A 24,898-nucleotide genomic window follows, 5' to 3' on the forward strand; every position below is an offset into this window, starting at 1 on the left:
TTATATTTTATAGTAAATGTGAAACAAATACCATGCAAACCGCAGTTTTAAACCGCCGTTACTCTTTTTCTGGAAAACAAACCTAACAATCCGAAAACAACGTAACTACCTCCAAGGACAAGAAACATGCTGCCTTGAGTTCCAAAGTCCAGCAACCCTCCGCTAATATTAGGTCCGATCACACTTCCCAGATTAAAATGAAAGGATGCCAGTACATTCGCGGCTGCTAAAAATGATTTGGGCAGCAGATCAGCGGCATAGGCCAAACCGAGGGAGAAAAAGGAGCCTACTAAACCACCTGCTAGGGTCAGCAATATCAAAGTGAACATAAAATGATTGCCGCTCCAAGGTAGCAACATAAAGGTCATTCCCCCTGCTATACCTACGCTCATTAGCACCTTTTTACGTCCCCAACGGTCACTCAATATCCCTAGCGGTAGCTGCAGCACTAACCCTCCCAAACTGACGAACGGCAGCAAGGCGGCGATTTCATCGGTATGAAAGCCAATACGTAGGCCATAGACTGGAAAGTTACTGTTCAGGCTCGCTTCCATATAGCCGTATAGAAATGCTGGCAAAAGAGCGTACCATGCCCAGCTGTAACTGCGACGAAATCTTTGAGTGGGACGTGCCTCGGACTCCAGCTTCTCCGGTCTGGAGTCCGGCAGCTTAATTAACACCAACAGCAAAACAAGCAAGCATAATAAGGCCAACGCAGCGAATGGAACCAGCATTCCATAATCGAGTAGCCATAATCCCAATGGTCCTAATGCAAAACCCAGACCGTATGACATACCATAAAAGGAAATGTTGCGGCCTCGCTTCTCTGCTGGAGTCACCAGCAATATCCATAGCTGCGCAGAGTAGTGCAATGCACTGTCACCAATACCTACTAGCAGACGCAGTATGAACCATATCCGAATATCAGGGATTAGCGGGAATAGCAGCAGTGTAACGAGCACTAGCACAAGCCCTCCGGCCATCAGCTTTTTGAACCCCAACAAGCCCAATGTCCGTTCTGCCACCAACGTCATTGCGAATGAACCAATATACAGGGCAGCCGCATTCATTCCGTTTAGTGAAGATGAAACTCCCATTTGTTCCAACGAGATAGACAGAATAGGTAATAATAAACCTTGGCATAATCCAGCAACAATAATAACAGCAATTAAAATAAAATAATGAACCCGTAACGACGACGACATCCTAGCTCCTCCTGATCGAACAAATAAAATAATTAAAATTAATGTTAAGAAATGATTTGCATTTGATTCCATAATCAATAATAATTCTTATCACTATGTATTCCATACCGTCCTGCAAAACCGACAAACACATACAAATTCAGGTGTAATTAGTGTATTAAAGAATAGAAGAAAAAAATCGCCATCTGAGATGACGATTTTACGGAAAGAGCTTGTCTGGTATGTATCCGACTCCTTTGGTTAAGGAGCCTCGTATGTTCAATCCGAACCCATTCACGTCACAACGCACTATTTCATATTATAGTGGACAATCCCTGGCAGAACAAGCCATAATAAATAAATGAGCAATTATTAAAATGCTCATGTTTTGCTTATGGACGGGCTTAATTACGTTCACCGCTCTGGGCTAGAAGACAGAATAGGAGGCATTGGGTTCCATGAGTTATCAAATTAAAATAGACACTTCTCCAATTTATGAATTGCTCGGCAGCTTCATGGCCTATGTGACTAAAAAGTGGGTCCAAGATATGGACTTGGGCCATGAATGGATCGACAAGGTGGATGCACGACTACAACATGAAGTTCGTACTGAGCTTGCTACAGCTCAGGATTGCCCTTTTAGCGATTATGACGCACTCTATGCCTGGGCGTTACTTCGACCGGAATCGGATGAAATATCTGATTATATCTCTTATTTGGACCACGGTCCGGATAAAGATATGTTTGAGCTGCTCGTTCCGCATATCCCTTTTTTAACCTTTGAAGAATCTTTACGCATTCGTAAGGTATACGCACCACTCCTCAAATTGTGGGATCGTGATTATTTTCGGGCCTTGGAAGGCGAACTACGTGTGTTGGCAGAAGAAGACGCTGCGGAAAAGCGCATGCTACTGAGTAAAATGGAACCGGAAGCACTGGTTGAGTATGCGACAGCTGGACTAGTCGTGCCACACATGGAAGACCTGGATACAGTAGTCCTATTTCCGGTTGTCCATAATCGCCCGATTAATTCATACTGTTTTTATACCCGCACACTGCTGATCCAGTATCCAGTAGATATTCCCGAGGAGAGCGAGGAAGAACCGCCTACGCTTCTGCTACGGCTCACTCGTGCGGTCAATGATCCGCAGCGGCTGCGAATTCTGCGTTATGTAGCTCAAGGTCCTAAGTCTCTCGAAGATATGCGCCATGATTTGAGCCGTTTGGAAGATACACTCATGTCTGATATGATGATTTTACGAGTGGCTGGTCTGCTCCGTATTCACATCGGACGTTATCATAAGGAAAAATTCAGCATCCGTCCCGATGGCGCGGCTGATTTACAGGTGTTTTTGGAATCCTATATTGGATTGTAATTTGAATTGTACTTTTAGTTATAACCAAAGCAGCGTTAAAGCTTTGGCTTGGAAGGAGTATGCATCATGTCGTATCCGAAGCAGCACATTTTATTTGATCTTGATGACACCTTAGTCCACTGCAACAAGTATTTTGACCTTATCCTCAACCACTTTTTTGATTTGCTTCAGGAATGGTTTGCAACTCATAACCTAACGAAAAATACGATTCGTGAAAAACAAATCGAAATTGATGTGGCCGGAGTTCATCAAGTGGGCTTTGCCAGCGAGCATTTTCCACAATCTCTGATAGATACGTACCAATTTTTCTCGGAACAATTCGGACGCCGTCTCGATTTTCGGGAAGAGCAGGAGCTTCGCTCTCTTGGCCGAAGTGTGTACGAACAGGAAATCGAACCGTATCCAGGCATGGTCGAAACGTTGAACTCCCTCCAAAAAGCAGGGCATTCCCTCCATCTTTATACTGGGGGTGAGCAGATCATTCAAGAAAGAAAGATTGAACAAATGAAACTGGCTACCTACTTTAATGAGCGCATCTACATTCGCCAGCATAAAAATGTCGAAGCACTGGAAGAAATCATCCAGATGAATCGCTTGGACCGAAGCATCACCTGGATGATCGGGAATTCTCTGCGCACTGATGTATCTCCAGCCCTTGCCGCAGGTATTCATGCTGTCTATCTCAAGCAGCCAAAGGAATGGATTTACAATATGGTTGAATTGCAAAAAAACGTGAACTCCGTGATGTATACGATACAGAAGCTAACGGAAGTACCACGGGTTATCCACGAAAGCATACAATTGCATCAACAAAAAAGGACCCTCGGATAGGGTCCCTTTTTTGTTTTTAATGTTATTCAACCTTTGATTCAGCCAAAATAGTGGTCTAAACCCTGTCTCAGGATTCCTCTCGAACGCTAAGTTGTCCTGTACCTGGTTCATTCAGAACAATTCGCGCTTTGACGGTCGATCCATCTTTACGCTTAAAAGACAACAATTGCGTCTGTCCCTTCGTCAACAGAGATTTGAGCATCGTTCCGGTAATCTGCTTTCCAGCATATTCCTTCCAGACGACAAAGCCACAGCCCTGCTTGTAGTGGCTGCACCCATACCCTTTGCGGCCTTCTATAATGCTTCCGCCGCAATTAGAGCGTGGGCAGCTACCCAAAGCTTGCCTTTGGCTCACCGAAAAGCCTGAGGCTCCATCGGAGGAGCTGCGTGCAGCGGAACCCGCTGTTCCCGCAGCACGACTTGCTGGTGCTGCTGCCTGCTCCAGCGTTGCGCTTCCAGCGCTGCCACCGCGTCCTGATGTAGCACGCCCTCCCCCTTTGGCGGCGGTGCCTCCACTCGCGCGTACATTACGTGCGCCTTCTTTTCCAGCTGCACGTTTCCCCCTTGCTTCCTCGCCAAAGGCATTTGCCGGAGCCGGTGGCTGCTGCCTCACCTTGTCAATGATGGACAACGTAAATCTTTTAACGTTATCCATAAACTTCTCTTGAGCCGCCTCTCCTTTGGAAATTTGGTGTAGACGACGTTCCCATTGACCAGTCATCTCCGGCGAGGCTAATAGATCAACCCCGGCATGACGGATCAGGTCAATAGCCATCTTTCCCTTTTCCGTAATAAGAATCTTTTTGCCCTTCATTTCAATATAGCCAACCTTTTTCAATCGTTCAATTGTGGCGGCCCGCGTCGCAGGTGTGCCTAAACCGGCGTCCTTCATGACCTCACGCAATTCCTCATTCTCCATCTGTTTGCCCGCGCTTTCCATCGCCTTAAGCAATGTACCCTCCGTGTAGCTTTTAGGGGGCTGAGTCGCCTTTTCTTTCATCTCGGCCCGAACACAATCCACGGGACGCCCCGCATCAATCTCAAACTTCTTATCCGTCCACTCGTCCGTTTCCTCTTCATCCTCTTTTTTCGGTGATTTGCTCTTTTTACCTTTATCCTGATCAGCCTTACTCAAAACCACTTTCCATCCCAAGGAAAGAAGCTCTTTGATATTTGTTTTAAACAGATGCTTGTCCACCTGTGTCATTACGGTATGCATTTTGTATTCAGCAGGTGGGAAAAAATGTGACAAAAACCTGCGAATAACCAGGTCATATACATTTTGCTCCTCCTTGCTTAACGTTCCTGGCCTTTTTAACGTCGGCAGAATAGCATGGTGATCCTCAACACGAGATGGATTGCAGACAGATTTATTTTGTTTATGGACCAAATTGGGGTTGGCTTGTTGTACCAGATCAGCATAAGGACCTGTCCCCAGCATCCGTAGTGCCTTGTGCATGCCGTCTATATTTTGCTCTGTCACATAGTTAGAATTGGTACGCGGATAGGAAATGACCTTGTGTCGCTCATAAAGCGCTTGTGCCACATCCAGTGTTTTTTTGGCCGAATAACCGTACTTGGCATTCGCCTCGCGTTGAAGCAGCGTTAAATCGTACAATTTAAAAGGATACTCTTTTGTCTGCTTGGTATCATATTTGGTGATTTCACCTGTTTTTCCGCGAACGGCCGCAGCGATCGCCTCAGCTTCCTCTGGCTTCGTCAACCGATCCCCCTGCCACGCACCTTTGTACTTGATCTGTTCTTGCTTAAATTCAGCCCACACATCATAGAAGGTTTGAGACTGAAATGCCTCAATTTCCTTTTCCCGGTCATGAATCAGTGCCAGCACGGGAGTCTGCACCCGTCCTACTGACAGCAGTGTATTATGTCGTGTTGTGAACGCTCTGGAAGCATTCATTCCGATCAGCCAGTCCGCTTCACTTCGTGCCCTCGCAGCTTGAGTCAGAAATTCAAACTCCGAAGCATCTCGCAATCGTTCAAAGCCTGTCGCAATACTTTCCGCTGTCAAATCTGAAATCCACAGCCGCTTAACTGGCTGATGCAACTTCAATTGCTGCTGAATCAACGCAAAAATATATTGCCCTTCCCGTCCAGCATCACAAGCATTTACGATGGCATTGCAGCGTTTAGCCAGTTCACCAATCATTTTCAGCTGATCTTTTGTTTTCGGATTCGGTACAATTTTGAACTGCTCAGGGATAATAGGAAGATCCTTAATATTCCATCGCTTGTACTTCTCATCGTATGCATCCGGCTCAGCCAAACCCAACAAATGTCCGATCGCCCAGGTTACAATGTATTTCTCACCTTCCAAATAAGTACGGTTATTTTTAGCCCGCGGCTCCATAACAGCGGCAATCGTCCGTCCCATATCTGGTTTCTCAGCAATAATCAACGTCTTCATTCATACTCCATTCCTTCCTGACGGCCTTCTGTTTCTCCTCCATGAATCATACATATACATGGAACGTTAATGAAAACACAGGTATCCCGGCCTCATGCAAAAGGAGCCTTCTCGCGACGAAAGCTCCTTTGTAAATTCATTTAGTCTAACGTTTCAACAATATACGTGTATTATACCATAGATACCACGGTTCTCTCAGGTCATGATTTTATACAGTCAACAAAAGTTATGTACATGTTAATTTATATTACATAATCATCGACTTTTATCTAATTTTCTTGTGAAATAATCCTTTTTTCTATAAAAAAAATCTACACTAAACACCACTTTTTATGTTATGATCAATTTAGATAAGAAATATATGGTGATAAGATTAAATTTAAGTTATATTATATAACATATATTTCACAATGTTTCACAGCTCAATAATCATTTATTCATTTTTCGCTTCTGGCAGACTCAGCTTGAAATACAATAAAGCCCCATCCGAAGATGGAGCTTTGACTGATCCGTAACATGAAATTTATAATTACACCAAAACGGTAGCGCCCATGAGGTATTTATCAACTTCTCGTGCAGCTTCTCGACCTTCATTAATAGCCCACACGACAAGACTTTGTCCGCGACGCATATCACCTGCAGCAAAAACCTTATCCACATTAGTAACATATTTTCCATAACGTGCTTTAACGTTGGAACGACGATCCGTCTCCAAACCGATTTGCTCTACAATCGTTTGCTCAGGACCATCAAATCCAATGGCAATAAGAGCGATTTGTGCAGGGAATACGCGCTCCGTACCTGGAATCGGTTGATAGATTTTGCGCCCCGTTTCATCAACAATCCGTTGAATTTGAATGGTGTGCAGCTCTTTCAGATTACCGTTCTCATCACCTACAAATTTGGTCGTCATGATGGAGAACTCACGTGGATCTTCTCCGAACAACGCCTTCGCTTCTTCCTGTGCATAATCAAGAGAATACACGTTTGGAAATTGTGGCCAAGGATTGGCAATCGGGTCACGCTCCATAGGCGCTTTGGTGTGTGTGCCAAATTGAGTGACACTCCGACAACCATGACGCAAAGAAGTAGCTACACAGTCCGAACCCGTATCACCGCCACCGATTACAATAACGTCCTTACCTTGGGAAGACAAATAGTTGCCATCTTCCAGATTTGAGTCCAAGTAACTTTTGATGGTACCATTCAGATAATCCATCGCATAATGAACACCCTTCAAATCGCTACCTTCAATGTTGAATTCTCTTGGCTTCGTAGAACCACCGCATAGGACAACAGCATCATATTCAGCAATCAACTGATCGGTAGGGATATCTTTGCCGATTTCCGTGTTTGTGATGAATTGAATACCTTCAGCCTCCAGCAAATCCACACGCCGCTGAACAACCTTCTTATCCAATTTCATGGACGGTATGCCATACATCAATAATCCACCCACACGATCTGCACGCTCATACACAGTCACGCTGTGCCCTGCTTTGTTAAGCTGTGCAGCTGCAGCCAAACCTGCCGGACCCGAACCGACAACAGCCACTCGTTTGCCTGTACGCTTTTCTGGCGGATTAGGGACAACCCAGCCTTCCTCAAAACCCTTTTCGATAATAGCTTCCTCAATGGTTTTAATTGTAACAGACTGTCCGATCAGGCCGACTGTACACGAACCTTCACATGGTGCAGGACAGACACGACCTGTAAATTCCGGGAAGTTATTTGTTTTGTGCAGCCGCTCTAGCGCTTCCTTCCACAAACCACGATATACGAGATTGTTCCATTCCGGAATGAGATTATGAACCGGGCAGCCTAAAGTTGCTCCCATGATATCCATCCCCGTATGACAATAAGGAGTTCCGCAGTCCATACAACGCGCCCCTTGGGTACGCAGCTCTTCTTCAGACATATGCTTATGGAATTCTTCCCAATCCTTTATACGCTCTGCCGGGTCCCGGTCTGTAGGAAGCTGTCGTGTGTATTCCATAAATCCAGTTGGTGTAGACATGTTACGTTCCCCCATCTCTTCGCTTATGAACCCCGATCATCCATTCAGAATTTAAGTCAAATTCGAATTTGTCTGCTTGTATTATGAAAGGGTCTGTTCTCGTTGAATTTGATTTATTGTATCACAATACAGCGTAAAAGTAATGAAAACTTATGCAACTTTTTGCATCAACACCAAAAGGATTTTTTATATGGTTTATTAATTTTTCAAATGAGTGGGGTCGGATACAGTCTATTCTTATTCCGTTTTCTCGTAAACAACAAAACGGTACTCATATGGATTTCTGTCATCCTTGATACCCGGAGTCTCACTAACTATATTCCAACCGTTCCAATCCAGCTCGGGGAACGTTGTGTCGCCTTCATAAGTCTCCTCAATCCGAGTCACAATCAGCCGATCGGCATGTGGCCAAAACAGTGCATAAATTTCTGCTCCTCCAATGACCATTAGCTCCTCCTGCTTTGCTAATTGGAGCCCTTCTTCCAGTGAATGAATCACTTCCGCACCTTCCACCCGATAACACTGATCTCGAGTTAAGACGACGTTACGTCGGTTTGGCAGGCTTTTTCCTCCAAAGGATTCCCACGTCTTGCGCCCCATGAGTACCGTTTTATTAATCGTCTGCTCTTTGAAAAAGGCCATGTCTCTAGGGAGGTGCCAGGGAAGTTTGTTATCCCGGCCAATCACACCATTTTGTGCCATAGCCCATATCATTGAAATGCCCATTTTTCCACCTCCTCTAATCAGATGGCGACAGGCGCCTTAATTCCTGGATGATACTCGTAATTTTCAAAAGCAAAATCGTCATAGGTATAATCAAAAATCGAATCCGGTTTGCGCAGAATTTTTAACTGAGGCAACGGATAAGGATCACGTTCCAGCTGTGTATGCACTTGTTGCATATGATTTGAATAAATATGCACATCGCCGCCTGACCATATAAATTCGCCGGGCTCCAAACCACACTGCTGTGCAACCATATGCGTAAGCAATGCATAACTCGCGATGTTGAACGGCAGCCCTAGAAAGGTATCCACAGAACGCATTGTTAGCATACAGGAAAGCTTTCCTCCAGCTACATAGAACTGAAATACAAAGTGACATGGCGGCAACTTCATGGATTCGATTTCCGCCACATTCCAAGCACTGACGATGTGTCGACGTGAGTCTGGATTGTTTTTAATAGCCTCTATGACATTCGCAATTTGATCAATATGTTGCCCGTTTGTTGTTTCCCACGAGCGCCATTGCGATCCATATACAGGCCCCAGATTCCCCTGCTCGTCCGCCCACTCATCCCAAATGGTAACTCCGTTCTCCTTGAGATAAGAAATGTTGGTATCTCCCCGCAAAAACCATAACAGCTCATGAATAACGGATTTCAAATGAACTCTTTTGGTGGTCACCAAGGGGAAGCCCTTGGCCAGATCAAAACGGAGTTGTCTTCCGAAAACAGATAGTGTACCCGTTCCTGTACGATCCTCTTTTTTTACTCCATTCTCTAAAATATCCTCCAGCAGTTCCAAATAGTTGCGCACGTTATTCCTCTCCTTTGAGCATGAATAAAAACCTGGCTGGCATCGCCAGATTCTAATCTTTAAAATTCTTTTTCTGCACCAATATCTATATTTAGTTTATCATGTACGGTGCTTCGTTGACCATGTACTGTGTGAATTTTCATAGTAGTCCTGAAAATCCTAAAGTTTGAAAAAAAAGAGACAAAGAGCGCAGATATAGCGCTCCTTGCCTCTCTTTGTCATGTATGAAAACCAAAAACGAGATAATGAAAAATGGTATTAGCGACGTGGTGCCAATGCATGGATCGGATGACCCAGCACGACTTCCGCTGCTTCCATAACGATTTCGCCCAATGTAGGGTGAGCATGAATAGTCAAGGAGATATCTTCGAGTGTAGCACCCATTTCAATCGCCAGACCCAGCTCAGCAATAAGGTTGGAGGCTTCCAGACCTACGATTTGCGTACCCAGTACCAGACCTGTGTCAGCGTCAGCTACGATTTTCACAAAACCTTCAGCAGCGTTCAGGGAAACCGCACGACCGTTTGCTCCATAAGAGAACTTGCCAACTTTGACATTGTAGCCTTTTTCTTTGGCTTCTGTCTCTGTGTAGCCTACGCTGGAGCATTCTGGATCTGTGAAAACGACAGCTGGCATACATTTGTAATCTACTACAGACGGCTCGCCTGCGATTGCTTCAGCAGCCACTTTACCTTCGTAAGAAGCTTTGTGTGCCAGAGCAAGACCAGCTACGATATCGCCGATTGCAAAGATGTGAGGAATGCTAGTACGTCCTTGGTGATCAACTTTCACCATTCCGCGCTCATCCAGTTCTACGCCGATCAGATCCAGACCCAGTTCACCGTCTGTGTTTGGACGACGTCCAACAGTTACAAGCAGATAATCAGCAGTTACTTCTTTGCTTTCGCCGTTAACGGAGAATTTCACCGTTACGTCTTTATCTGTTTGCTCTGCACTTTCCGCTTTAGCGCCAGTGAAGATTTCGATGCCAGTTTTCTTCATGCTTTTCGCAACGATTGAAGTCATATCTTTGTCGAAACCAGGAAGCACTGTATCCATACCTTCAATGATCGTTACTTTGGAACCGAATTTGGAGTACATTTGTCCAAGCTCTGCACCAATGTATCCACCACCGATTACGATCAGGCTTTTTGGAATTTCAGGCAGGTTCAATGCTTCTGTAGAAGACAGGATGCGTCCGCCAAATGGGAATGGTTTCAGTTCGATTGGACGGGAACCTGTTGCGATAATTGCATTTTTAAAACGGTAACGTGGTGATTCATGTTCGTTGAATACACGCGCTTCGTTTTCGTTGATGAACATGCACTCGCCATTGAAAACTTCAACTTTGTTGCCTTTGAGCAAGCCGCTTACGCCGCCTGTCATTTTTTTAACAACACCGTTTTTGAATTCTTGTGTTTTAGCAAAGTCTACTTTTACATTTTCAGCCGTAATACCGAAGGACTCGCCATGTTTAGCTGCTTCGTATTGGTGAGCTGCAGAGATCAAAGCTTTGGATGGAATACATCCACGATTCAGACAGACACCGCCCAGCTCAGATTTGTCAACGATCAATACGCTTTGTCCCAATTGTGCGGCACGGATGGCAGCTACATAGCCGCCAGGACCCGCACCGATAACCAATGTGTCAATATCCAGAGAAGCGTCTCCTACTACCATTGATTACACCTCCATAACAAGCAACTCAGGGTTAGCGAGCAGCTGTTTGATATAGTTCATGAAATTTTGAGCAGTTGCACCGTCAATAATACGGTGGTCAAAGCTCAAGGAAAGAGCCATTACTGGAGCGGCTACAATTTCACCGTTTTTCACGACTGCTTTTTCACTGATGCGGCCAGTACCCAAAATCGCAACTTCAGGGAAGTTAATGATTGGAGTAAAGAACATACCGCCTGCAGAACCGATGTTAGTGATGGAAATTGTACTTCCTCTCATTTCGTTCGCAGCCAATTTTCCATCACGACCGCGCACAGCCAGATCACGAATGGAATCAGCAATCATCCAGATACTCTTACGATCAGCATCTTTGATAACAGGAACGATCAAGCCGTTGTCTGTATCTGTAGCAATACCGATGTTGTAGTATTTTTTGTAGACAATTTCGTTTGCTTCTTCGTCGATTGTGGCATTCAGAGCCGGGAATTGACGGGAAGCAGCAACCAAAGCTTTTACGATGAATGGCAGGTATGTTACTTTTGTGCCTTTCTTCTCAGCAATTGGTTTGATACGAGTACGGAAAGCAACCAGTTCAGTTACATCTACTTCATCCATAATCGTAACGTGCGGAGCCGTATAAGCCGATTTAACCATAGCGTTGGAAATAGCCTTGCGGATACCTTTAAATGGTACGCGCTCTTCTTCAGCACGTGGATCTGCTGCTGGTGCGGATGCTGCTGCAGCTTTCGCTTCTTTCTTAGCAGGCTCTTGTGCTTTTGCAGCTTCTTTCGCTACTGGTGCAGCCGCTTGGCCTCCACCATTTTTGAAAGCTTCTACATCTTCTTTGGTGATTTTACCATTTTTGCCGGAGCCACTCACTTGAGCGATGTTTACACCTTGCTCACGAGCAAATTTGCGGACGCTAGGTGTAGCTAGTACATCTTTGTTAGAAGCAGCAGGAGTTGCAGCTGGTTTAGTGTTAGCTCCGCCTTGTGCAGCATCTTGTTCTTGTTTAGCAGCAGCTGGTGCTTCTTCTTGTTCAGGAAGTTCACCTTCTGCAGCGATTACAGCTACGACTTGACCTACGTTAAAGATGTCGCCGTCTTTGGCAAATACCTCTTGTACTGTGCCATTGACCGGACAAGGAACTTCAACTACAGCCTTATCGTTTTGTACTTCCATGATGATATCTTCATCTGTTACTTTGTCGCCGGGCTTGATGTGCATCTTGATGATTTCGCCTTCGTGAAGACCTTCACCCAGCTCTGGGAATTTATATTCAAATCTAGCTGTACCTGCAGCTCCGCTTTGTGCAGCAGCACTTGGCTCAGGGCTAGCAGCTGGTGCTTCTGGTGCTTCTTCTTGTTCAGGAAGTTCACCTTCTGCATCAATTACAGCTACGACTTGACCTACGTTAAAGATGTCACCGTCTTTGGCAAATACTTCTTGTACTGTACCATTAACCGGACAAGGAACTTCAACTACAGCCTTATCGTTTTGTACTTCCATGATGATATCTTCATCTGTTACTTTGTCGCCGGGCTTGATGTGCATCTTGATGATTTCGCCTTCGTGAAGACCTTCACCTAGCTCCGGGAATTTATATTCAAATTTAGCCACGTTTAAAACCTCCCAAATTTACGGTGTGCTTTAATTAAAATTCCAATACTTTATTAACCGCATCAATGATACGTGTTGGCGTTGGCAACCAAGTATCTTCAATTTGAGCAAAAGGATAAACGGTATCCGGGCCTGCTACACGCAGAACAGGTGCTTCCAGATGCAGGATTGCTTTTTCGTTAATTTGTGCAATAACTTCAGCAGCTACACCGGAGCTCTTTTGCGCTTCTTGAACCACGATAGCACGGTTGGTTTTTTGAATAGAAGCAACAACGGTATCAATGTCAATCGGGCTAATGGTACGCAAATCAATGATTTCCACTTTGATACCTTTTGTTTTTTCCAGCTCATCAGCAGCTTTAACCGAAGTGTGCACCATCATACCGTAAGTAATGATCGTCACATCGGAACCTTCACGAACTACGTTAGCTTTGCCCAGTTCAACTGTGTAATCATTCTCAGGAACTTCAGCGCGGAATGCATGATACAAGTTCAAATGCTCCATGAAAAATACTGGATCATTGTCGCGAATAGACGCGATCATAAGACCTTTTGCATCGTAAGGGTTGGAAGGAACAACAACCTTGATACCAGGTGTTTGAGCCAGAAGACCTTCCAAGGAATCTGTATGCAGCTCGGCTGCCTTAACACCGCCACCAAAAGGTGTACGGAATACGATTGGAGAATTGTAACGTCCACCGGAACGGTAGCGCATACGGGAAGCTTGAATTGCCATTTGATCGAGTGCTTCAAAGATAAAGCCTACGAACTGGATTTCAGCTACAGGGCGGAAGCCTTGGATACCTAGACCCACAGCAAGACCCCCGATTGCGGATTCCGCCAGCGGAGTATCGAATACACGTTCTTCGCCAAATTCTTTTTGCAGACCTTCTGTAGCGCGGAATACGCCACCTACATGACCTACGTCTTCACCGAAAAGCAGGACGTTAGGGTCGCGTTTCAACTCTACGCGCAGTGCGTCACGAATCGCTTCTTTCATGTTCATTTGTGCCATTTGCTTCATTTCCTCCTTAAACATTGACAGATCAATTTCAGTTCAGGTCAATCGAAAAGCAGACCGGATCGGGTTACCGCCCGGTCTCTTTCAAGTTCAATTATTTAAAATCAGCTTTTTGTTCTTCCAAGTGCTTTGGCGTTGTTTCGAACATGCTATCGATCAGGCCAGGAATTGTCATTTTCTCTGTTTTCTCGGCTTTTTTGATCTCTTCGTTCACTTTTGCCTTAGCTTCTTCTTTTACGCGAGCTGTATCTTCTTCACTCCAAAGACCTTTTTTCTCAAGGTATTTCGCAAAGCGGGCAATTGGATCTTTCGCATTCCATTCGCCCTCTTCTTCTTTAGAACGATATTTTGTTGCATCATCAGAAAGGGAATGCGGACGGAAACGGTACGTTACGGCTTCAATCAAAGTAGCACCTTCACCATTACGTCCACGCTCTGCAGCTTCTTGAACGGCTTTAATAACTGCAAGCACGTCCATGCCATCAATTTTCACGCCTTTAATACCAGCAGCTACTGCTTTATGAGCAATCGAAAGAGCAGCCGTTTGTTTTGAAAATGGAGTCGTGATCGCGTAACCATTGTTTTGCACAAAGAAAATAACTGGCAACTTGTATACACCAGCATAGTTCAGGCCTTCGTAGAAATCACCTTCGGAAGAACCGCCGTCACCTGTATATGTAATGGCGACTTGTTTTTGCTTTTTCAGTTTGTAACCCATAGCAATACCCATAGCATGCAAAATTTGTGCGCCAATGATGATTTGCGGCATCAGTACATTAACACCGTCCGGCACTTGGCCGCCGTGTTGATGACCACGGGAATACAAGAAAGCTTGGTATAATGGCAGGCCATGCCAAACGATTTGCGGAATATCGCGGTAGCCTGGAGCAATAAAGTCTTCTTTTTGGAGCGCATATTCACTACCAATCATGGTTGCTTCTTGTCCGGATACCGGAGCGTAGAAACCGAGACGTCCTTGACGACCTAAGTTAACGGCACGGTCATCCCAAGTACGTGTAAATACCATTCGATACATAATTTCTTTCAATTGATCATCTGTAAGTTTAGGCAACATATCTTTATTGATAATTTCACCATCCGGAGAAAGTACGGACAGCGCCTCAACTTCCTCTGTGTAAACTTCATAAGGAACCTTGCTCATTTTCTTCACCTCAACAAAAAAATTTGAATATCAAGTTCCGCTGTTATAGGATTATTATACACCTGTTATATCGCTCGCGTCAAAGATTTAGTTATTTTTTTTGAGTTTACCACATTTTTGTGTGTGTAACAGGGTATGTTTTTTACTATAACAGCTTAGTACATGATTGAAATTTTAAACATCTATTGCAATCAGGGTAATCTTAACTTATTGTGATCCCGAATGCAAAATAATACCCAAGAAAGGTGACGAAAAATGACGGATTCTCGGTATTTAAAACGAACCATCCTTAAAGACGAAGTAAACAGCCGCTTTCTTAGCGAGACCAGAACTCTCCGGATATATTTGCCGCCCGGCTATAATGAAATATTGAGCTACCCGGTCGTATACTGTCAGGACGGAGAAGAATTTTTCAATTTTGGCCGCATTGCAACTCACGCCAACCGCCTCATTCTGGATGAGGGCGTCGAACCCTTCATTATTGTAGGTGTGGAAGTGAATACCAAAATCAGAACTCAGGAGTACGCTCCCTTTGGCAATCGTTTTGAGGCGTATACCACCTGTTTTGCGGAAGAGATTATTCCCTATGTGGAGCAAAAGTATCCTATAAGAAAAGATGCAGCGTCCCGCATTTTGGCGGGGGATTCACTGGGAGGCAGTGTGTCTCTGCATTTGGCTTTGATGTATCCTCAGCTGTTCAACCGCATTATCAGCCTCTCAGGTGCTTACTATGAAGCTTCCCAGGAAATCATCGCCCGTGAGAAAGATCTGTCTCATTTGCGGGTGTGGATGACGGTTGGCCTTCAGGAAGATGCATTTGAGAGTGATACTGGCATTTACAACTTTGTAGAACTTAACCGTCAATGTGCAGATTTGCTGCGCGAACGGAACGCTGAAGTTTCTTACCGTGAAAAGGATGGCAAACATTTGTGGGGCTTTTGGCAAAACGAGTTGCCTGACGCGCTAATGTATTTTTTGGATCGCGCCTGAGTAAAAATTCTTCTATAGGGAATGGAGCATTGACCTACTAGGTCATAAAGCTCCTTCCTCATTTTTTAATGCAATTTGGTTGCGCTTTCAAAAAAGTATAACGAAAAACGGCAATTATTGCCGTCATCTTTCGTTCACATTATAGCTTTTCTTCTATGATCTTGTCCAGCAAGGCGTCGCACCCTGCGTCCATTAATCGATAGGTCTCTTCAAAATTCCCTGTAAAATACGGGTCGGGTACTTCTCTTAATTTTTCTTGAGGGAGCAAATCCATAAATTTTAGAATATCAGCCTCCGCCCCACCTGCAATCTTACGCATGTTTTGTTCATTGGAGTCATCCATGCACACAATATAATCAAACGCGTCAAAATCGCGGCCCGTTACTTGCCTCGCCTGTATGCCTTGTTCGCTGATTCCATGCAGCTTAAGTTGCTTTAGTGTTCCCTCATGCGGGGGATTTCCGATGTGCCAGTCGCCTGTCCCGGCCGAGTCTACCCCGATTTCTGCACCCAATCCCCGTTCCTGCGCCTTATGTCTCAGTATCGCCTCCCCCATCGGAGAGCGGCAAATATTGCCCAAACATACAAACAAAACGTTAATCATTTCGTTCTCCTTCCTATTACACGTTACACTTCCTTTTTTCTGTTTCATTGTATCCGTGTCCTCCAAAATTGTGCAAGCCATATTTAACGCGGTATACTTAAAAACGATGGTATATATAGGATCGTATCAGAAAGAAAGGATGTTGATTATGACAAAAAAACGAGCGATTGTATTTTCAGGCGGTCGTCTTAATGAAGAAGATTTACATCAAATACAACCCGATGATTTTATTATAGGTGCAGATAAAGGTGCTCTTTTCCTGATCGAACACGGTATTACACCACATGTCTCTGTAGGAGATTTTGATTCGATCACACCAGAGGAAAAAGAAAAGGTAGAATTAGCAAGCCAACGTATGATTGCGTGTGATCCAGTACTTAAAGACTTAACAGATACTGAGCTTGCTTTGGAAATCGCTATGGACGAGCACGTAGATCATGTATTGTTGCTTGGTGTGACTGGCACCCGGATGGATCACACATTAGCTAATGTTCAAATATTGGTACGCGCAATGCAGCATCATATTAGCTGCGCTATTATGGACGCACATAATTATATTGAGCTCACCGGATCAACGCTTGAGATCCAGCCTATGGGCTATACATATACATCGCTGCTTCCTATGACTTCCGAAGTAACAGGTATACAACTGGAAGGATTTATGTATCCGCTACATAATGCCACCCTCAAAATGGGACAATCGCGTGCTGTCAGTAATAAGCTAACGGCTTCAAAAGGTACGATTTCCATCAAAAGCGGTCTACTACTCGTTATTCAAAGCAAGGATTAATTATGACATTGTTGTAACCATTGTTCAGATTGTTCTTTCACTCAAAACCCTTGATTAACAAGGGTTTTTCCGTTTATAGAGATCTATGAATCGATATATTTTTTACAAATTGTAATTTTTAATCGTTTTTTAATAATCGCTGTGTAAGTCTTGTCCCTCAAGCATTTGAGAGTTCTTTTCCAACTATTAGGCGGTTTCAAAACTGTTATACTCAACGCTGTCAGTTAGTTAGCAACTCAGCAAAATATTGCACAAATCAATTTCTGGAGGTACTTACAACATGAATATGCAGAAAATCATAAAAAAGGTAATTATAGCAGGGGTCGCAGCCACTATCGGCTTTGGTACTTTTGCAATTGAGGGAACAAATACGGCACAAGCTGCCACTACTACTTCAGTAGGCCAAAAAGTAATTAACTACGGTGAAAAATATATGGGAACTCCTTATAAGTTTGGAGCTTCCACGAGCACTACACGTAATTTTGACTGTTCTTCTTTCATGAAGCACATATTCAAGAAATACGGAGTGGATTTGCCACGTACTTCTGTTCAACAGTCTAAAGTCGGACATGCCGTATCCAAGTCCAATTTGAAAAAAGGTGACTTAGTGTTCTTTTCAAGCGGTAGCCGTGCCACAGGACGCAACATTACCCACGTAGCAGTCTATATGGGCGGGGGTAAAATTTTACACACTTACGGCGGACCTGGCGTGACCATCTCCGATTTGAACTCCGGCAACTGGAAAAGAACATACATTAAAGCACGCCGCGTGCTGTAGTATGAAACTCATTATGAAATAGCGAGCCGGGACGAAAGTTCCGGCTTTTTTTATATGCCTTATGCTATTCTGATACGGTTGGTGTTCTGAGTGAATAGCCAATTCCTCGTTCCGTACGGATCATTTTAAACTTATATCCTTTATCTACTTTAACCCTCAAATGTCTGATATAGACGTCTACTACGTTCGTATCAACGATATAATCATGTTTCCAAACATCCTTCAGAATTTGCTGTCTGCTACAAACTTGGTTAAGATGTATCGCCAGATGAAGCAAAAGATCAAATTCTTTCGGAGTTAATTCCAGCTTTTGTTCCCCTCTGCTCACCATTCTGCTTGCATTGTCTATATGTAAATCACCCGCCTCGATTGCCCTTTTCACATCACGTTCAATACCAAAAATCCGTAATAAATTAGCCACTCTAGCCTGAAAAACTCTAGGATAAAAGGGCAGGACGATCACATCATGTGCTCCTTGTTCAAAGCAGGAAACAATATGGTCCTCCTCATCTGATGAAGTCATAACAAATAGCGGGACATGAGGATGGTATTGCTGCAATGTGCGAAGTAAGCCATGTGAATCCGTCGGTTCATCTCCTATATTGAGTAGTAACAAATCCACAGGATTATGGGCTACATAAGAGCTTGCATCTGTCGTATTGCTAACATGAATCACCTGATAACCTGCCTGCTCCAATGGATGAACAAATACGGCAGACGCTTCATTTACATCCACAAGTAAAATTAACGGGCTCATCTTTTCACCCACCTGTTTTGGATATAGCATTACATATTGGATACGAACAAGTTTGTTATAAGCCATTAAAGCATATTAATATTATTGTAACAAAAAAGCAGAAAATCATTCTCCAAAAGAATGGCTTTCTGCTTTCATGGTTTAACCCAAATAGCGATGATACAGACTTCTTGCTTTTGCCACGTCCTTTGTCCCATGGATCAACGCTCTGCCATCTGCAAAAACAACCAAGCGATACTCGCTTGTACTAAAGGAAACCAAAAACGGATTCTGCTCTACTTTTCCTTCTCCCAAAGAAGCAAATCTATCTGCTATTTCTGCAAGATTCAGATGTGTCGGGTTTGCTGGTCTAATTTGAACGGTATCCCTACCGCACAAAACATCTGTCTTCTGCCGATGAGAGGCCGACAAGTAGGGATACGTCGGTTGGTTGCCGCAAGAAGGACAATTCTCCTTTTTAAGACTATCTACTGCTATCGTAACATACTCATTGTTCCACAAATCAAACGAAAGCAGCTTTCCTCTCAAATCTTCTGGATATCCACCAAGAAGTTTGAAAGCTTCCGTAGTTTGGTTAGCCGTGACCATCTGTACGGCCTGCGGAATAATCCCGGCGGTATCACAGGTTTCCCCACCAAACGGTACAGTTCCCAGCAGACAGTGAAGACAAGGCGTTTGACCCGGTAAGATGGTATAGGTTACACCATAGCTGCCCACACATCCCCCATAAATCCAAGGTATCCGATGCTTGAGTGCCATGTCGTTCATAAGAAGTCGGGTATCGAAATTATCGGTTGCATCCATCATGAGATCTACCCCCTGGATCAACTCTTCCAACTCTTCCACCCCAACATCCAGTACATGTCCGTGTATAACCGTTTCAGAATTAATATCCTTTAATCTTCGCTGAGCAGCTACTGCTTTGGGATATCTTTGCGCAGCATCACTTTCCTGAAAAAGCTGCTGGCGCTGCAAATTGCTCCATTCCACATAATCCCGGTCTACGAGGCTCACTGTACCTACGCCCCCACGAACGAGCGTTTCCGCAATACCTGTACCTAACGCTCCGGCACCTATGATTAGTACGTGGGAAGAAGCAAGCCGGCGTTGTCCTGTCGGTCCAAAGGGCGCGAATCTTTCCTGTCTGGAATAACGGTCACTTGGATGTGTTTCTCCTACACCGGATTTGTCAGTTACCTTCATGCCTGAACCATACCTTCTGTCGGACTGCTTGCTGAAGCGTAACGTTTTACAGGAATCATCCCCGCCTCAAAACCATACCTTCCAGCACGAACAGCCAGTTTCATGGCCTCGGCCATTTTTACTGGGTCCTTCGCTCCTGATACGGCTGTGTTCAACAAAACAGCATCTGCCCCTAACTGCATCGCCATTGCCGCGTCACCGGGTGAGCGAATACCCGCATCGACAATAACCGGAACCTCCGCCTGTTCAATAATTAGCTCTAATGAAAACGGATTGAGCAAACCATGTCCTGTACCAATCGGTGAAGCTCCAGGCATAACGGCGTGTACTCCAAGCTCTTGTAGCCTCTTTGCTAGAATCACATCGTCCGATATGTAGGGCAGCACGATAAAGCCTTCTTCTAACAGCTTATCACTAGCTTTCAACGTTTCAAAAGGGTCAGGGAGCAGTGTCTTGCTATCCCCAATGACTTCCACCTTAATCATATCGCACAGGCCGGAGGCTTTTGCCAATTTGGCAATACGAATCGCCTCCTCTGCTGTTGTAGCCCCTGCTGTGTTGGGAAGAAGTGTATACCGGCTCAAATCCAGCATATCGAGAAAATGCTGCTTATCCCGTTCCTCCAAGTTCAATCTCCGTACAGCAAACGTCAATATTTCCGTCTCAGCAGCCTCTACGGCTTGGGATTGGATATCCAGATCAGAGAATTTTCCTGTTCCCAACAACAACCTCGAGGTAAAAGATGCTTTTCCAATGGTTAACATAATCAACCGCCTCCCACAAAATGTACAATCTCTAGGCAATCTCCATCCTTCAGTACCGCTTCATCATGATCTTCACGGCTCAATATATGCCGATTCAGCTCCACCACTACGGTTTTCACCTTTACATCAAGCTCATGTAGCAATTGATTCACATGAGTGATTCGATTAGAAAAGGTCATGCTCTGGCCGTTAATCGTCAGCTTCATAAGCTTTTCTCCTTGAGGAGCTCAGAAGAAAAACTACTTATCCCAAGTTCTGCTGCACCAGCCCCGCTAAGCATAGCTGCCATCGCACGCCCGGTAGCATCACTCAGCAGGACACCGTTGCGATAATGCCCGACTGCAGCATATACGCCCTCGACCTCAGGAACAGTGCCTATAAAAGGGTAACCTGATGCAGCCTGCGGACGTAAGCCCGCCCAAGTGCGTATAAAAGAAGCTTCACGGACGCGCGGCAGCCAGGCAGAGGCACGTGCCAGCAAGCCCTTCAAGCCTCCTACGGTCACTTGTTCGTCATATTGATGCGGAAGGCTCGTTGCCCCAATCCAAAGCTCGTTATTCTGTTTAGGCACGAGGTAAATATCATCAGCATAAATGGTGTATTCTAATGGGTGATCCTTCAAGGAGACCGCTACTGCTTCGCCCTTGACCGGATAAAGTGGATATTCAAACCCAACCTGCGCCAGTAATTTCATGCTATCCAAGCCTCCAGCAATAATGACCTGATCGCAGGAAAAAAAGCCGCTATCTGTTCGGACACCGCAAACTCGACCATCCTGTATGACCAGTTGCTCTGCCCGTGTACCAGACCATACCGTTGCTCCCAGCACCGCAGCAGCACCTGCATAAGCACGACAAAGCTGGACAGGAGCCACTTGTGTCTCCTTTGAACGATATATTGCTCCGATCGCTTGTTCATCCAAACCTGGAATTCGTCGGGCCAATTCCCTCGCATCCCACCAGATAGGACAATCATACTCTCGCGTTTTAGCAGCTTTCCAGCGTTTTTGGCCTTCAGTTTCCGTACGGAAAGGGGTCACAAATCCTTCTGTACGGAATTCCACCGAAATACCCGACAAACGCTCCAGATCACAGACAAGCTCAGGGAATGCATCTCGACTTCTGCGAGCAAATCGTGCCAGCTCAGAGTCGGTGAACTCTTCACTTTCCGCTGCCAGCATTCCAACCGCTGCTCCTGAGGCTCCCTCACCCGGGATCAATCGTTCCAGCATGATCGTACTTCTTCCCTCCTTGGCCACATGATAAGCAATGGAACTGCCGATGACACCTCCACCTATGACCAAGCATTCAGCATGTCCTATCGCTCTTGCCTCTGTGTGTATCTTTAGCATTTGTTCCGTGTCTCCTCTCCATAAACCATTCTGCTTTCAGCTTGCCTCTACTCTCGTTTTCTCGCTACAGGCTGTGAACTACAAGATCTGCCATTCGCCTATATTCCATCGCAGCTGCAACGGGCGACTCAGCCTCCCATATACCAGACATCACCGCAATTCCGCTTGCTCCGGCCATATAAAGCTCCGGGATATGGTGCGGTTGTATGCCGCCCAGCGCGATCACCGGAATGTTCGACAGCCTGCAAATATGTTCAAGCTGAGCTAAACCCCGCGGTACAATACCGGGCTTACAATGGGTCTCATATACGTGACCATAAAGTACATAGTCTGCTCCTGCCTGCTCGGCAGTCTGCGCCTCCTCCAAGGAATGCACAGACACTCCACAGCGTGTACTCTTTGAAAGTAGGCCTTTCACATCCACAACAGGTAATCCATTAGCTGGTAGCTGGACGGTTCCAACCAAAGTAAGTAAAGCTACATCCACACGATCATTTACTACAATTTGTTGCAAAGGAACTTCCTGCTCCACCATGCTGCGAGTCAAAGAAAGCAATGCAGAGGCACCATTCTGTTTTAAACGTGCGTGTACATAATGAACATACGGACAAATCATAGCAGCCACTCGGGCGGCTTGTGCAATAGTGCCCTTTTCCATCGAAATTGCGTGTAATTCGATTTTGTCTTCACCTCACATTGGATTAAAGGATTTAAGCTTAGCAGCCACGTCTACCAGCAGTAATGAAAGGGGATTGTATGTGAATCCGTCTACGGAAGCTCGAACAACTTAAAATGAACGAAACGCAAAAAAACCACTTCCCCAAGGAAGTGGTTTAACGAACGTCCAATAATCGAACGGACCATGATATCCGTATACGTGTATCGTCCCACGCACAAACAAAATAAAGATGGTGTTGCCTTGTTTGTACGGCGCTCACTTCCCTACGCTGGCATAACCCAGATCAGGTGCAAAGGGTCCGAAATCCATTTATTCCGTCTCAGCCGCATGGGCGGCTCCCCTAGTGTGACTATTTTATTGTATAAGCTATAGATAGCTTAGCATATTTTCCTAATTCTGCAAACCCCACTTCGTGTGAAATATGCAGAACTGGATTTAACTGATTTTAGTTAACTTTACTTGACCACTCTTCCACATTCCACGTTTTGGTTACCCAATCCTCGTAAAAGTCCGGTTCGTGAGATACAAGCAATACCGTCCCTTTGTATTCCTTCAAGGCACGTTTCAGCTCATCCTTTGCTTTAACATCCAAGTGGTTGGTAGGCTCATCGAACAATACCCAGTTGCTTTCACGCATTAACAGTTTGCAAAGACGGACTTTAGCCTGTTCTCCACCACTAAGCGCAGATAGCGGACGTGTGATATGCTCATTTTTCAAACCGCAGCGCGCCAAATGCGCTCGTACTTCATGCTGGTTCAAATGCGGAAATTCATTCCACACGTCGTCAATCGGTGTAATTTTCTCTGCCTTTACTTCCTGCTCAAAATAAGCGGGCTGCAAAAAATCACCTTGATAGGTTTTTCCACTGATTGGCGGAATTTTTCCCAATATGGTTTTGAGCAATGTCGATTTACCGACACCGTTGTAGCCAACAATTGCAATTTTTTCGCCACGTTCAATCGTCATGGACATTTTAGGCAAAAGGGCATGTGTATAACCAATCTCAAAATCAATACCCTCAAATACCGTCTTTCCGCTTGCACGTGCCTCTTTGAATTGAAAGGTTGGTTTTGCGGCTTCTTCAGGCTTATCAATACGTTCGATCCGATCAAGCTGCTTTTCACGGCTCTTTGCTCGGCCTGAGGTAGAAGCACGCGCTTTATTACGCTGAATAAAATCTTCCTGTTTCTTAATAAAGTCCTGTTGCTTCTCATAAGCATCAATATGCTGAGCTTTGTTCAGATCCGCCATTTCAAGAAACTTTTCATAGTTAGCTGAATAACGGGTCATCTTGGCAAATTCAAGATGGTAAATAACATTAACGACCTGGTTCATAAACTCAGTATCATGTGAAATAAGAATAAAAGCATAGGGATAATCCTTCAAATAGCGCGTAAGCCATTCAATATGCTCTACATCCAAATAGTTGGTAGGCTCATCCAAGAGCAGGACATTCGGTTTTTCCAACAGCAACTTAGCAAGAAGCACCTTTGTCCGTTGCCCGCCACTAAGTGCAGATACATCCCGATCCAGTCCTATGGCCGACAGACCTAGTCCATTCGCCATTTCTTCAACCTTCACATCAATGAGGTAAAAATCCCCCATATCCAGTTGCTCCTGAATTTCACCCATCTGTTCCAGCAACACTTCCAACTCTTCAGGAGAAGCATCCCCCATTTTGTCAGTAATCTGCATCATTTCCTTTTCCAATTCCAACAAAGGAAGAAAAGCGTCTTTTAATACATCACGTACCGTTTTGCCCGGTGTCAGCTTGGTGTGCTGATCCAGATAACCGTAACGTACACGTGGAGTCCATTCCACTTTACCCTCATCCTTAAGCAATTTTCCAGTGAGAATGTTCATGAGTGTCGATTTACCAACACCATTAGCTCCTACCAAACCTACACGTTCCCCCGCAAGCAATCGAAAGGAAACATTTTTAAATAATGCGCGGTCCCCAAAGTTGTGGGATACATTTTCTACAGTCAATAAACTCATAAGCTGTTTTTGGCTCCTTATTGTCATCGGCGTTGCCGACTGTTCTTATTTCATATGCATTTCGTTTCTTTCAAAGCTTTATTGTAGCACATTCTGCAACCATATCGGAATATTGAAAACAGTGAATTTTAA

At 44.8% G+C, this 24,898-nt stretch carries 22 protein-coding genes and 1 riboswitch; of the genes, 5 read left to right on the forward strand and 17 right to left on the reverse strand.

The features are described from left to right. Positions 1-47 precede the first annotated feature (47 nt). Complete coding sequence (locus tag MHI21_RS14045) at positions 48-1,205, reverse strand: MFS transporter (RefSeq protein ID WP_342418394.1); 1,158 nt, start codon at positions 1,203-1,205, stop codon at positions 48-50. A 437-nt stretch (positions 1,206-1,642) separates the two neighbouring features. On the opposite strand from MHI21_RS14045, the gene MHI21_RS14050 reads away from it, so the two are divergent. After that, a complete protein-coding gene (locus tag MHI21_RS14050; protein WP_023988964.1) occupies positions 1,643-2,560 on the forward strand; it encodes a hypothetical protein in 918 nt (305 codons plus the stop codon). A 66-nt stretch (positions 2,561-2,626) separates the two neighbouring features. Next, the gene (locus tag MHI21_RS14055) at positions 2,627-3,391 is read left to right on the forward strand and encodes an HAD family hydrolase (protein WP_028541704.1); all 765 of its coding nucleotides are present in this window, start codon (positions 2,627-2,629) and stop codon (positions 3,389-3,391) included. 67 nt (positions 3,392-3,458) lie between these two features. Here the strand turns inward: MHI21_RS14055 and MHI21_RS14060 are convergent, their stop codons facing one another. The 8 genes from MHI21_RS14060 to pdhA all read right to left on the reverse strand — a co-directional run bounded on the left by MHI21_RS14060 (position 3,459) and on the right by pdhA (position 14,851). Beyond that, the gene (locus tag MHI21_RS14060; protein ID WP_338532472.1) at positions 3,459-5,816 is read right to left on the reverse strand and encodes a DNA topoisomerase 3; all 2,358 of its coding nucleotides are present in this window, start codon (positions 5,814-5,816) and stop codon (positions 3,459-3,461) included. A 529-nt stretch (positions 5,817-6,345) separates the two neighbouring features. Next, positions 6,346-7,833, reverse strand: a complete 1,488-nt coding sequence (locus MHI21_RS14065; protein ID WP_061831490.1) for a glutamate synthase subunit beta — start codon at positions 7,831-7,833, stop codon at positions 6,346-6,348. 237 nt (positions 7,834-8,070) lie between these two features. Further along, the gene (locus MHI21_RS14070; protein ID WP_341161274.1) at positions 8,071-8,559 is read right to left on the reverse strand and encodes a dihydrofolate reductase; all 489 of its coding nucleotides are present in this window, start codon (positions 8,557-8,559) and stop codon (positions 8,071-8,073) included. Positions 8,560-8,576: 17 nt separating this feature from the next. After that, complete coding sequence (gene thyA / locus MHI21_RS14075; protein WP_341161273.1) at positions 8,577-9,371, reverse strand: thymidylate synthase; 795 nt, start codon at positions 9,369-9,371, stop codon at positions 8,577-8,579. 258 nt (positions 9,372-9,629) lie between these two features. After that, positions 9,630-11,051, reverse strand: coding sequence for a dihydrolipoyl dehydrogenase (gene lpdA / locus MHI21_RS14080; RefSeq protein WP_061831492.1), 1,422 nt, complete (start codon positions 11,049-11,051; stop codon positions 9,630-9,632). A gap of 3 nt (positions 11,052-11,054) precedes the next feature. Then, a complete protein-coding gene (locus MHI21_RS14085; protein ID WP_165177008.1) occupies positions 11,055-12,668 on the reverse strand; it encodes a 2-oxo acid dehydrogenase subunit E2 in 1,614 nt (537 codons plus the stop codon). A gap of 34 nt (positions 12,669-12,702) precedes the next feature. Next, positions 12,703-13,683 carry an alpha-ketoacid dehydrogenase subunit beta gene (locus MHI21_RS14090; protein WP_039271308.1) on the reverse strand — a complete coding sequence of 327 codons (981 nt, stop codon included), beginning with the start codon at positions 13,681-13,683 and terminating at the stop codon, positions 12,703-12,705. A gap of 100 nt (positions 13,684-13,783) precedes the next feature. Continuing rightward, complete coding sequence (gene pdhA, locus MHI21_RS14095; RefSeq protein ID WP_165177010.1) at positions 13,784-14,851, reverse strand: pyruvate dehydrogenase (acetyl-transferring) E1 component subunit alpha; 1,068 nt, start codon at positions 14,849-14,851, stop codon at positions 13,784-13,786. 255 nt (positions 14,852-15,106) lie between these two features. Here pdhA and MHI21_RS14100 point away from each other — a divergent pair, with 255 nt between their 5' ends. Beyond that, positions 15,107-15,841, forward strand: a complete 735-nt coding sequence (locus MHI21_RS14100) for an alpha/beta hydrolase-fold protein (protein ID WP_061831494.1) — start codon at positions 15,107-15,109, stop codon at positions 15,839-15,841. 139 nt (positions 15,842-15,980) lie between these two features. On the opposite strand, the gene MHI21_RS14105 is transcribed toward MHI21_RS14100, so the two are convergent. Then, complete coding sequence (locus MHI21_RS14105; protein WP_023988973.1) at positions 15,981-16,445, reverse strand: low molecular weight protein-tyrosine-phosphatase; 465 nt, start codon at positions 16,443-16,445, stop codon at positions 15,981-15,983. A gap of 148 nt (positions 16,446-16,593) precedes the next feature. Here MHI21_RS14105 and MHI21_RS14110 point away from each other — a divergent pair, with 148 nt between their 5' ends. Together MHI21_RS14110 and MHI21_RS14115 are read left to right on the forward strand one after the other, a co-directional pair. Beyond that, entirely contained in the window at positions 16,594-17,235 is a 642-nt protein-coding gene (locus MHI21_RS14110; protein WP_023988974.1) for a thiamine diphosphokinase, read from the forward strand. Between the two features lie 280 nt (positions 17,236-17,515). After that, positions 17,516-18,013, forward strand: a complete 498-nt coding sequence (locus MHI21_RS14115; RefSeq protein WP_028541710.1) for a C40 family peptidase — start codon at positions 17,516-17,518, stop codon at positions 18,011-18,013. Positions 18,014-18,077: 64 nt separating this feature from the next. Here MHI21_RS14115 and MHI21_RS14120 read toward each other — a convergent pair whose 3' ends face one another. The 7 genes from MHI21_RS14120 to MHI21_RS14150 form a co-directional block, all read right to left on the reverse strand. Then, entirely contained in the window at positions 18,078-18,770 is a 693-nt protein-coding gene (locus tag MHI21_RS14120; RefSeq protein WP_342418395.1) for a response regulator transcription factor, read from the reverse strand. A 141-nt stretch (positions 18,771-18,911) separates the two neighbouring features. Then, positions 18,912-19,973: a thiazole biosynthesis adenylyltransferase ThiF gene (locus MHI21_RS14125; RefSeq protein ID WP_342418396.1), complete on the reverse strand. Its 1,062-nt coding sequence runs from the start codon at positions 19,971-19,973 to the stop codon at positions 18,912-18,914. Beyond that, the gene (locus tag MHI21_RS14130; RefSeq protein WP_254349647.1) at positions 19,970-20,737 is read right to left on the reverse strand and encodes a thiazole synthase; all 768 of its coding nucleotides are present in this window, start codon (positions 20,735-20,737) and stop codon (positions 19,970-19,972) included. The genes MHI21_RS14125 and MHI21_RS14130 overlap by 4 nt, the downstream gene beginning before the upstream one ends. Positions 20,738-20,739: 2 nt before the next feature. Further along, on the reverse strand, positions 20,740-20,943 hold the full coding sequence (thiS, locus tag MHI21_RS14135; protein ID WP_061831499.1) for a sulfur carrier protein ThiS: 204 nt from the start codon (positions 20,941-20,943) through the stop codon (positions 20,740-20,742). Continuing rightward, positions 20,940-22,088, reverse strand: a complete 1,149-nt coding sequence (gene thiO / locus MHI21_RS14140) for a glycine oxidase ThiO (RefSeq protein WP_342418397.1) — start codon at positions 22,086-22,088, stop codon at positions 20,940-20,942. Before thiO ends, thiS begins: the two co-directional genes overlap by 4 nt. A 64-nt stretch (positions 22,089-22,152) precedes the next feature. Next, positions 22,153-22,746 (reverse strand): thiamine phosphate synthase, encoded by a 594-nt coding sequence (locus MHI21_RS14145; protein ID WP_165177024.1) that lies wholly within the window; start codon positions 22,744-22,746, stop codon positions 22,153-22,155. Between the two features lie 264 nt (positions 22,747-23,010). Further along, positions 23,011-23,119: riboswitch (TPP riboswitch) on the reverse strand. A 93-nt stretch (positions 23,120-23,212) separates the two neighbouring features. After that, a complete protein-coding gene (locus tag MHI21_RS14150) occupies positions 23,213-24,766 on the reverse strand; it encodes an ABC-F family ATP-binding cassette domain-containing protein (protein WP_023988981.1) in 1,554 nt (517 codons plus the stop codon). Between the last annotated feature and the right edge of the window lie 132 nt (positions 24,767-24,898).

The sequence above is a fragment of the Paenibacillus sp. FSL H8-0168 genome (genome assembly GCF_038592955.1).
GTDB lineage: Bacteria > Bacillota > Bacilli > Paenibacillales > Paenibacillaceae > Paenibacillus > Paenibacillus polymyxa_B.